9 protein-coding genes and 1 pseudogene are annotated in these 9,211 nt (G+C 57.0%); all 10 read right to left on the reverse strand.

Translation table 11 applies throughout. The annotated features are described in order from the left end of the window. Nucleotides 1–58: 58 nt before the first annotated feature. A pseudogene (locus RTS12_RS18455) lies at nt 59–465 on the reverse strand (transposase); the annotation flags it as partial. Nucleotides 466–1,512: 1,047 nt separating this feature from the next. Next, nucleotides 1,513–2,448, reverse strand: a complete 936-nt coding sequence (locus RTS12_RS18460) for a mechanosensitive ion channel family protein (RefSeq protein ID WP_312531130.1) — start codon at nt 2,446–2,448, stop codon at nt 1,513–1,515. A gap of 287 nt (nt 2,449–2,735) precedes the next feature. Then, a complete protein-coding gene (gene chrA / locus RTS12_RS18465; RefSeq protein ID WP_312531144.1) occupies nt 2,736–3,923 on the reverse strand; it encodes a chromate efflux transporter in 1,188 nt (395 codons plus the stop codon). 326 nt (nt 3,924–4,249) lie between these two features. Continuing rightward, a complete protein-coding gene (locus RTS12_RS18470) occupies nt 4,250–4,708 on the reverse strand; it encodes a hypothetical protein (RefSeq protein ID WP_312531132.1) in 459 nt (152 codons plus the stop codon). Nucleotides 4,709–5,102: 394 nt separating this feature from the next. After that, complete coding sequence (locus RTS12_RS18475) at nt 5,103–5,321, reverse strand: hypothetical protein (RefSeq protein WP_312531133.1); 219 nt, start codon at nt 5,319–5,321, stop codon at nt 5,103–5,105. 346 nt (nt 5,322–5,667) lie between these two features. Next, on the reverse strand, nt 5,668–5,841 hold the full coding sequence (locus tag RTS12_RS18480) for a hypothetical protein (protein WP_312531134.1): 174 nt from the start codon (nt 5,839–5,841) through the stop codon (nt 5,668–5,670). Nucleotides 5,842–6,014: 173 nt separating this feature from the next. Continuing rightward, on the reverse strand, nt 6,015–6,533 hold the full coding sequence (locus tag RTS12_RS20825; RefSeq protein ID WP_409455713.1) for a thermonuclease family protein: 519 nt from the start codon (nt 6,531–6,533) through the stop codon (nt 6,015–6,017). Then, on the reverse strand, nt 6,530–6,952 hold the full coding sequence (locus RTS12_RS18490; protein WP_312531138.1) for a hypothetical protein: 423 nt from the start codon (nt 6,950–6,952) through the stop codon (nt 6,530–6,532). The genes RTS12_RS20825 and RTS12_RS18490 overlap by 4 nt, the downstream gene beginning before the upstream one ends. Nucleotides 6,953–7,018: 66 nt before the next feature. Then, nucleotides 7,019–7,738, reverse strand: coding sequence for a helix-turn-helix domain-containing protein (locus RTS12_RS18495; protein ID WP_312531140.1), 720 nt, complete (start codon nt 7,736–7,738; stop codon nt 7,019–7,021). A gap of 304 nt (nt 7,739–8,042) precedes the next feature. Next, complete coding sequence (locus tag RTS12_RS18500; RefSeq protein WP_312531142.1) at nt 8,043–8,639, reverse strand: hypothetical protein; 597 nt, start codon at nt 8,637–8,639, stop codon at nt 8,043–8,045. Nucleotides 8,640–9,211: the final 572 nt, after the last annotated feature.

Raw genomic sequence — 9,211 nt, forward strand, 5'->3', positions numbered from 1 at the left:
GTTCGACCAGATCGTCATGCAGCTTGCGGTAGCCATAGACCTTGCCGCTCTCGGCTCAAGCCTTCTGCAGCAGTTCGGTCTGCCGGCTCAGCGGTGTCTTCAGCCCCGCGTAGAACCCGCTCGGCTGGATACGCAGACACCGGCACATGGCGCGAACGGAAAACTGCCCCCGATGCTCGGCCACGAACGCGTATCTCACTTTGCATCCCTGGCGAAATACGCGGTGGCTTTTTTTAGGATGTCACGCTCCTCGCAAACCCGTGCCAGCTCCCGCTTCAACGTGCGGATCTCGGCATCCTTCGCGGTCTCGACTGATGCCGTCTTCGCAAACTTGCGCTTCCAGGCATAGAGCGAGTGCTTGCTTACCCCGAGCCGTTCCGAAACCTCGCTGACGGGGTAACCCCGCTCGGTGATCTGCGCGACCGCGTCGCGCTTGAAGTCGTCGCTGAAAGTGCCTGTGCCCATCATGGCCTCCTTGCCTCAAAATTAGCAAAGAAGGCGTCCACGAAGCATGGGGCTATTCAGGCAGTGGACAAGAACGCACTACACATCGATGGCGTATTCCATGACGAGGCTCTGATGCGTCTGGATTTCGCGTGACTGCTTCGTCCGCATTGCTGCCGATTTGAGGCAAATTTGCGTGGCCGTTGAGGCATATTTCAGCGAACAGCGGTGCTGAGGCTGCTCACTTTTCGCGCCGATGAGCGGTAGAGCAGAGCGAGAATCTACCCGGACTGTCAAAGGTCGGAAAGGCGGGGTGGAGCGGCCGGCAGCGCAAAGCGCGAGGACACGGCCCGCCTCGACGACGACGCGCGGGACGCGCGGCGCTCGCCTATTGACCGTCCGGGGCAGGTCTGTTGGGCGGACAAACAAGGAAATGAAATGTCGCTGGGAGCGGAGTGAGCGCGGGCAAAGCCCGCGTCGATCCCCGGTCACGACCATTGGAATAACCCGGCACGCGCCATGCGCAGGCTGCATCAGATCTTCTTGCGTCAGGGATTGTCACCCGCAGGGCCGAGACGGGCAGGGCAGGCAGGACCGGATGATGAAAGGCTGGCTCGGATCACGAGACAGACAGGCATTAGCCGCAGCCGGCTGCATCGACCTGACTGGCTGGGGCGAAGGCCGGTGCAGCCGGCCGCAGCTAAAGCCCGGTGGCGTCAGCAGAGCTGGCGGCAGACGCCACAAATACCGTCCCAAACACGCGCTTACGATACTCCAGTGCTGATGATGTCAGGCGGCCCCAAACGACGGCTTGCCACAGCCTGCTTGCTGACAGTCAGCAAGATCATCGCATAGCTTCATCCAGCACCAGCACTGACTTTCATCGAGGCCAGCACGGCCACGGTATGCTTTGCGGACTGAGCTGCCATTTTCAGGCGCAGCATGGGTGTCAGCCTAGGCTGCACCATGATTGTCCTGCGAAGCGGATTGTAGAGGTTCGCGGCACAAGGCAGAAATAGAAACTGAGGAACTCGGGCTACTCTGTCGACCCACGGGAACATTGTCGGTTCAGTCGCTAGCAGGCTCCTCCTTTGCGTCGACTTCCGGTAATGGGCTTGGTGGGGCCATCGCGATTCGGATGCCCCGCTCCCGAAGGACGCGGTCGATGGCAATGAAAACCTCGTTGCGACAATCCGTTTCACGATCATGTCGGGGGACCCAATATTTCACCTGATAGGTTATGCCCTGCGGGCTGTAACGCAGGACGTGAATGTCGGTCTTTCGGTCCGCGATCAGGGATCTGACTCCGCGCAGCGCCAGCTTAATCAGGTTCCGTGCATCGCTGACCGAGATTTCGGCCGGAAGGGTCATCTCGATCGCGTCACGATACTCCTCGCGCGGTGCACTGAAATTGGTTATCTTCTGCCGTGAAATCTGGCTGTTTGGCAGAATGATGTAGGTGCTGTCCCTTGTGACCAGGCGCGAGGTCCGCCAGCCGATCTCGACAACACGACCTCGGCCCAAAGTGTCGATCTGAACCCAGTCGGCGATCCGGAACGGTGCCTCGATACTGAGGGCGAGGCCCGAGAATACGTCTGCCACGACGTTGCGGATGGCAAAGCCGAGAACCGCCAGTACCAACCCTGATCCCGTCAACAGGCCCGAGAGGTCATCACGCAGGAACAGCGACAGGCTGACAATAGCGACCAGCGTGTAGATCACCGTGCTGAGGACATCCAAGACCACCTTCGGAACCGGGCGTTGGCCCTTGTTGCGGATCTGCAGCCGCTGACGCAGAAACAGCATTATCAGCCGCGCCCCGGCAAACAGCGAGAGCGAGCCGGCGACTTGCCGGATCAGGTCGGTGGTCAAGATAACCTTCAGCCGCTCACCCATCAACTCATGCAGGGGAGAGGCCAAAATGGCGATGAAAATGAATACCGTCAGGCTCAGGGTTGCCGGGATCAGCACGCGCCATCTGGTTCGAGATGTAGTGTTAGTCATGAAAGCGCCTCCGCCAGAGCGGCATATCATCCTTTTCGCGTATGTACCAATGAGCGGGCGCGGAGCGGGCTTGCAATATCTTCAGCAGACAGTGCCTTTTCAGTCGGATTTCAGAAACTATTACTTTTTGAAGCGAAGGTTTTCTGTGCCTGACGGCCGAGCCTGTCAGGCAACTCTTCCAATCGTCAAGTAAAGTTGACCACTGTGCTGTAGGCATGGCGTCTGCTATGCGGACTAAGCGGGCATTAGGCGCATTGCGTCCGTCTTAGCTGCGGGGCGGGGGGCTATCACAGTAGCGAAAGCGCCACTCCACCAATCGCGCCGATCAGCACAACTAACCAAGGCGCTGCTCTCCACAGCACCAGCGCAACGAAACATGCCAAAGCGAGGGCGAAGTCTCGCATGTTTCCAATCGCACTAGTGAATACGGGCGAATAGAGCGCAGCACCCAGGATGCCTACAACAGCGGCATTTGCGCCCTGCATTGCAGATTGTGCCTGCGGCTTCGCCCGAAGGCCGTCCCAGAAAGGTAGCACTGCAACAAGAAGCAGGAAGCCTGGCAGGAATACAGCCAGCAAGGCGAGCGTGGAACCAACAACGCCATTCGGCTCTGGCCCTCGAATCGCGCCGAGATAGGCCGCGAAGGTGAAGAGCGGGCCGGGCACAGCCTGTGTTGCGCCGTAGCCTGCAAGGAACTGATCGGGCGTCACCCAGCCCGAAGCAACAACCTCCGCCTCCAGCAGAGGCAGAACGACATGCCCCCCTCCGAAGACAAGTGAACCTGCGCGATAGAAGCTGTCCAGAAGCGCCCACCATTGGGACAGTCCCGCCAACATAGGCAACCCCATCAGAAGCACCGTGAAAGCCACCAACGCCATGCCAGCCTGACCTTTTGTAACAGGCACTTTGATGTTCCCGCCCACAGGGCTGCCAGTTCCACGGCTCAACACCAAGCCTGCCGATCCACCCATTGCAATTGCGCCCATCATGCCAACTGCACCGGGAAGGAATGCGAGCATGGCGACTGCAATCACCGCTATAGTTGCTCTCTCACGGTCAGGGCACAGGTTGCGCGTCATGCCCCAGACTGCTTGCGCGACAATGGCGACGGCTACGACCTTTAGGCCATGCAGAGCGCCGGTTCCGATAGGGCCAGACAAAGACGAAGCAGTTAGTGCAAATGCGAGCAGGATCAGTGCAGACGGCAAGGTAAAGGCCACGAAGGCCGCGAGTGCGCCCAGCCAACCAGCGCGCATCATTCCCAGTGCAAAGCCAACTTGAGATGAGGCAGGGCCAGGCATGAACTGGCACAGAGCCACTAGGTCCGCATAGTCAGTTTCAGAAAGCCAGCGCCTCCGTGTGACAATCTCGTCGCGGAAGTATCCCAAGTGTGCGATTGGCCCACCGAAAGAGATCAGGCCCAGCTTGAGAAAGGCACCAAACACCTCGATGGGAGTGCCTTTAGATTGAAGCATCATGTGTCAGTCTCGGTTTAGGTGGTCACAAGCCTTCGCTGGCGCAAGAAGACCATCTTCCACATTGGACGGTCGATCCGGCTTAGTGTCTGATCCATGACGTGAGCATGACGGGCGGAAAAGCCCCACGAATACACCTCATCCAGCACTGTGTGGTCAAGTTGAATGACCGCAATGGGCTCTTTGCGTCGATCTCGGCCTCGGAGCCTACACTTCGCCGGACAGGATAAAATCAGCCTGGAAACTAAGGTGCGGTCTATGAGAAGCAAACTTTTCTGGCCAAAAAGGCAATCCCGACTTCAGATCTGAATTTTGCGCAACTGCTTTTAGGCAGCTTTTTCTCTCGTCAGAGGCAAAACTTTCTGATCTTTGCTACCAACCTCTTTGCCGACTGCCGATTTGTGTCGCATCGCGAGAGAACGGGCGCCGTCGAGTGTCCGGGCCTCGCCCGAGAGGGCGAGCTGAAACTCATCGACAGAACGGATGTGGGTCAGTTCGGCGTAGCGGTCCAGCACGTCGGCAACCGCGAGGTTATAGCGGACATAGAGCCGATGCCTTGAGGGCCGAAAGATGATACCGGGGCAGAGGCGGCGGGCATCGGCAACGCGGGTGCCGGTTTTGATCCCAAACGCTTTGGCCTCATAGCTGGCGGCAACGCAAGCACCCGCCTCGGAATCGACAGCGGTAATCGCGACAGGCTTGCCGCGCAAAGCCGGATCGATCTGCTGCTCGACGCTCGCAAAGAACGAGTTCATGTCCAGATATGCGACGCGAAAGGGAGTCATAGTACTAAACCTGTGGGCTGGTCTTTAGCCTCAAATGTTCTACCTTTGTTCCAATATTTGCAAGAGCCAAAATGGACAAGAAAGAGCAATTGCGCAATGTGGCCTTCGGCGGCGCATGATCCGAGCAGATCGCAGAACGCGAGGCGCTGACGGACGCGCTTGAGGTGCTGTCCAGGGCGGCCGATCGGGCAGGGGTGGATGATGTTCGCCTAGACGCCGATGTGGGATTGGCGCTCAGATGCGCGGCCAAGGATCACCCCAAAGGCGACATGCTGATCATAGCATGGGATCGTGCGGTGAAGATTGCAAATGGTGGATTACGCCGTTTGGAGCTGCTTCGGATTGCGTGGCTCTTAGAGGAAGGGCACCGGGCAAGGCTTACCTGGTCCGCCCGTTATCCTTGCCCGTTGAGAATAGCAGCCATAGCGTTAAGGACGGTCTCGGGATCATCCAGATAGTTCGCTGCGATTACGAGGGGGACAGCCTTGGGCTTGATGACCTTCCCATCAGGAAAGGTTCTGGGTTCGGCTTGATAGTAGATCGCGAGCTTTGCCTCCCCCTTGGCAGTCCGGTAGGCGGGCTTCACGAAATACGGACGATTACCATGTGTCATGTACGACCCCTTGCAATGGCACGCCTCCCGCGCGCAACCCGTCCGCTCCCCCCCGTTTGTTCAAGATCCACACTCTGCGCTGGCGAAATCGCCAAGCAACATAAACAAGGCTGGTCGCGACGCATAGCCAAAGGGGAAGACCGGCGATCAGAGCAACCAGAGAGAGCACAAGCGCTAATAGCCCGTGTAGGGCAATCGTGTGGCCAGTCGCGTAGAGGATCACACCGAAAGCATTGAAGTTTTCGTATGGCAGTCGTCTCTCTATGGAATAGAACCGCCCGACTCGTCCGAGTTCCATTTCATAGTCATATCTTGGTCCAAGGAGTTTTTCTCCGGACCTCAGCCACTAAATCCCAGCTCGCTCCCACGCCTCAACTTTTACGTCCCACTCGGAAGGGTAGGTTTTCTTCTTCGCGGCCTTATCGGCTTGCCTTTTTTCTTCTTTGGGGCGCTCCTCTGCTTGCTGCTCCAGCCAGGCAGCTTCCGCCGCTTCACGCTGCATCTTGGAAACCCGCCACATGATCCGGCTCCTTGAAAAATGGCCTTGGGCAAAGACCAAAAAACGATTTTTCGACGCCAAATGTGATGGACGGCGCTTTAGGTTATTATTCCACAAATCATGCATATAATCGGGATTAAATAGGCAAAAACCGGACTAGAAGTGGGTCGGTAGCGTTACCGTCTTGCGTGATTTTAGCCTCCGGTTCGCTGAAATCCCGACCTCTGCTTTCTGTCCTTTCGCCATTCGGAAGGCTGCTTGAACCTGCCTAACCATATACCGCGCTTTCCGGATTTGGCACTGCTCTGGGCTTCGCTGTAGAGGCCCTTGTGATCGAGATAAGAGATGGCCCATCCCTCTCGCACCAACCATTCCCCAAGATCGACCCGCCCGACGCGGCAGCTCGCCAATGTGCGTCTGTATTTGTCTGTTCCAAGCTCTCGACAATGTACGACACGCCGTCCAATAAACTGGTCCAGAGCCAATGCGGCTTGCTGACCACAGCGCCAGGGCCGATCCTGCTGGTCATTACAGATCTGGGCGGCTTCGGGGGCATCTATACGCCGTAATCTGATGCGGCTGCCATGAATCTCGATTGTGTCGCCATCAATGATGGACGCTTGCCCGGAAAGGACACTTTCCGCTCCTGCGGGAGCAAACACGTCTATTGAAAGTATGGCCAGGAACAGGACGAATAAACAGCGGGTTCTCATTCATTGACCTCGCTAAGAGGCCGCGCAGCTTTTTCAGCCACCCCTAGCGCGTTTGCCCGCTGCCAAAATGTCTGATGATCTTGGGAAACCAAACGTGCGCGATCGAAGACGGCTTGTCGCGTGTCGTCCATACAAGAAAAATAAGCGGTTAATTGGGCGAAGTATCGCTCGAAGTCGTCTGAAACCATATCTGCGTAGACTTTAAGGTCATCGTCACTTGTTGGAACGAAAGGCTCTTGTGGTGGCAGGCAAATTGTTTCCGGGCTGACTGTTTGTGCGTAAGGCGCACCAAATGGAAAACAGCCGATAGCCGTCACAAAAAGAGCTAAACATAAGCCTCTTGGGGCATACGATTGCAACCTGCTTGTTCCCAAGCAAATGGACCTTCCAGCTCGCGCGAGCCTTTCAGGCTTGGTCATAGCTTTATCCTAATCTGTGCCATGGGCTGACCCATAAGATTAATGATGAGATTGGTATTCTGACTGCTAGGCGGACTCGCGCATTTGCTGGTGATTTTGTGCGCTACGCATGAGTGCGCGGTGAAAGGCATCTTGTTCTGGGGACGGGGCAGGGGCGCCGGTAACGAGACCGACAAATTCCGTGCAGCTTAGTGAGCTGATTTGATCTTTGTATTTGGTTTTGCGGTCTAGCTCGGCAGTCAGAAGGTCATCGGGAATGGCAGGACTGCCAAGCCAATGGGTAAGCAACACAGCTGCGGCGGCGGGCAGTGACAGACGATATGCATTGCTGGTCTGGCGGATCTGGGGGCCCTTACCTTCACCCTCGACTGGCGTGAAGCGACGCAGCCAATCGAGAAAGCCATGCGCCCTCAAGGCGGCCAATGCGCGCACGATGGCATCCTTCGAACGCTTGAGGGTTGTCATGAGATAGGCAAGCGAGGGCTCCAGCTGGCCGGACTTGTAGCGCACAAGATTTGCCATGAGTGCCAGAACCTCCAGGGCGATCGCGCCGAGCGGACCATTGCGTTGCCCGCGCTGGCGGCCCGCCAGTTCGTAGCGCCGTGCTGCCAAAAGGATCTGCTGAACTTCGGCGCGGCTACACCGCGACCAGAAGCCTTGTTCGCAGCTTCCCACAAGGTGTGATTGGCGGCGGACAGGATTGGGGGTACGCCGATTGTAGCCGGTCAAGATCGCACCAGCGGTTTGAAAAAATCGGCCGCGGCTTGCGGCTTGTAGAATGGTCATGTCACTGCTCCTCATGATGTGAGGCACAGGGTCCAGAAATACCGATCTCGTTCGCACAAATGCGTTTTTCGGCTTGCTTTTTTCGGAGAGCTCGGGCTAACTAGTCCTTAACGATTAAGCGGACTCAGGCTTGCCGGCCTGTGTTATCCAAGCCCCCCTCGCGGACCCCGCGCGGGGGTTTTCTTTTTCCTACATCTTCGTGATTCTGCTCATCTGGCCTCCCTGTGGCTTTAGCTGAAAACCCTACGGCACGAATGGCCTGCGGGCAATTCTTTGTGTAGTCATCGGCAAGGACCCACAAGGTTCAGTAGCGGAAAGTTTCCGTCCGGAAACTTCTGACATTTCCTTCCGAGACTGTTTCGTAGCCGATGGACACGCCGCGCCAGCGTCCTTCAGCCTCGCAGGTCTGACCGGCAGGCAGATCGAAGCCGGTCCACGCGGGCACTTGCGCAACGCTGATGTGGGACTGGGTGAACTCGCCATTCGCCCCATATTCACCAAGGGTATTCCGGCTTCGGTTGACGTGGCACACATCTCTGCTGCCGTCGCCGGTACTGCCGCTGAAGGCGCTATAGTCGACGGAATAGACCTGCACAGAACGGACGAAGTCGAATTCTCGCCCCGATACATTAATATCTGCACCCGCGCTCGGACTCGCGGGCAGGCCGCCGCCCATAGGGCAGCGCCAAATCTGCAAGGGCGGCTCGATCGGCCAGGGTGTGACACGGCGGATGAATTCGGCCCGCGCGGCGGAACATTCTCCCGAGGCGGGAAACCCACCTGCAAGACAGAGTAGGATCGCGCAATCGATCGGATAGGCGTTCGCAGTCGTTACTGAAATCGGAAAAGCTGTAGCGCCTACGATTATTGATGTAGCGAAATGGACGAACGCATTGCTCATGATTATACCATACTAAACACGATATAATCTTGATACGCCTTAACGTCTTCCATTTCAAGCAGACAAACAAGTGTAGCTGAGGACGAGGCAGCAGCTCAGGATCCAGATACTGCTCCCGCAAGGTAGATGGGACGAGATGCTTGCGGGTCGAAACTGAAGCCGTTTGGCACAATCAGTTTACCTACGTCACCATTGTTCCACTCATAGATCCAGAGCCCGTCTTGGCTGGACAGGTGGAGCGGCCGTGCCCGCAATCTATCAGCGCTTTGGGTCATGTTTGTGTCCTCACTGTACATGCACTCTGCTGTGCCACCTCCTATGCAGCGTGCAAAGAGGTTAACTTAAAAATGTATCAAATCTGATATAGACAAGTCATATATGCCATCTTTCGGGCAGCCTCAGACGAGCTGGTAGGACACGGCCAGACTAAGAGCGTTGTGTGAATTCTTAGCACCGAGCTTATGAATTGCGCTGTTCTGGCGTTGCCGAACAGTGGGCACGCTGATGCTCAGGCTGTGGCTCTGTTGCACAATTCGGCTGATGGCCAAGGCTCCCCTTTCCCCGGACGGACT

The sequence above is a fragment of the Paracoccus sp. (in: a-proteobacteria) genome (assembly GCF_032007265.1).
Lineage (GTDB): Bacteria > Pseudomonadota > Alphaproteobacteria > Rhodobacterales > Rhodobacteraceae > Paracoccus.

Coding starts and splice junctions, on each gene's coding strand:
- RTS12_RS18460 (WP_312531130.1), bottom strand. CDS start 2,448: ATGACTAACACTACATCTCGAACCAGATGGCGCGTGCTGATCCCGGCA.
- chrA (WP_312531144.1), bottom strand. CDS start 3,923: ATGCTTCAATCTAAAGGCACTCCCATCGAGGTGTTTGGTGCCTTTCTC.
- RTS12_RS18470 (WP_312531132.1), bottom strand. CDS start 4,708: ATGACTCCCTTTCGCGTCGCATATCTGGACATGAACTCGTTCTTTGCG.
- RTS12_RS18475 (WP_312531133.1), bottom strand. CDS start 5,321: ATGACACATGGTAATCGTCCGTATTTCGTGAAGCCCGCCTACCGGACT.
- RTS12_RS18480 (WP_312531134.1), bottom strand. CDS start 5,841: ATGTGGCGGGTTTCCAAGATGCAGCGTGAAGCGGCGGAAGCTGCCTGG.
- RTS12_RS20825 (WP_409455713.1), bottom strand. CDS start 6,533: ATGAGAACCCGCTGTTTATTCGTCCTGTTCCTGGCCATACTTTCAATA.
- RTS12_RS18490 (WP_312531138.1), bottom strand. CDS start 6,952: ATGACCAAGCCTGAAAGGCTCGCGCGAGCTGGAAGGTCCATTTGCTTG.
- RTS12_RS18495 (WP_312531140.1), bottom strand. CDS start 7,738: ATGACCATTCTACAAGCCGCAAGCCGCGGCCGATTTTTTCAAACCGCT.
- RTS12_RS18500 (WP_312531142.1), bottom strand. CDS start 8,639: ATGAGCAATGCGTTCGTCCATTTCGCTACATCAATAATCGTAGGCGCT.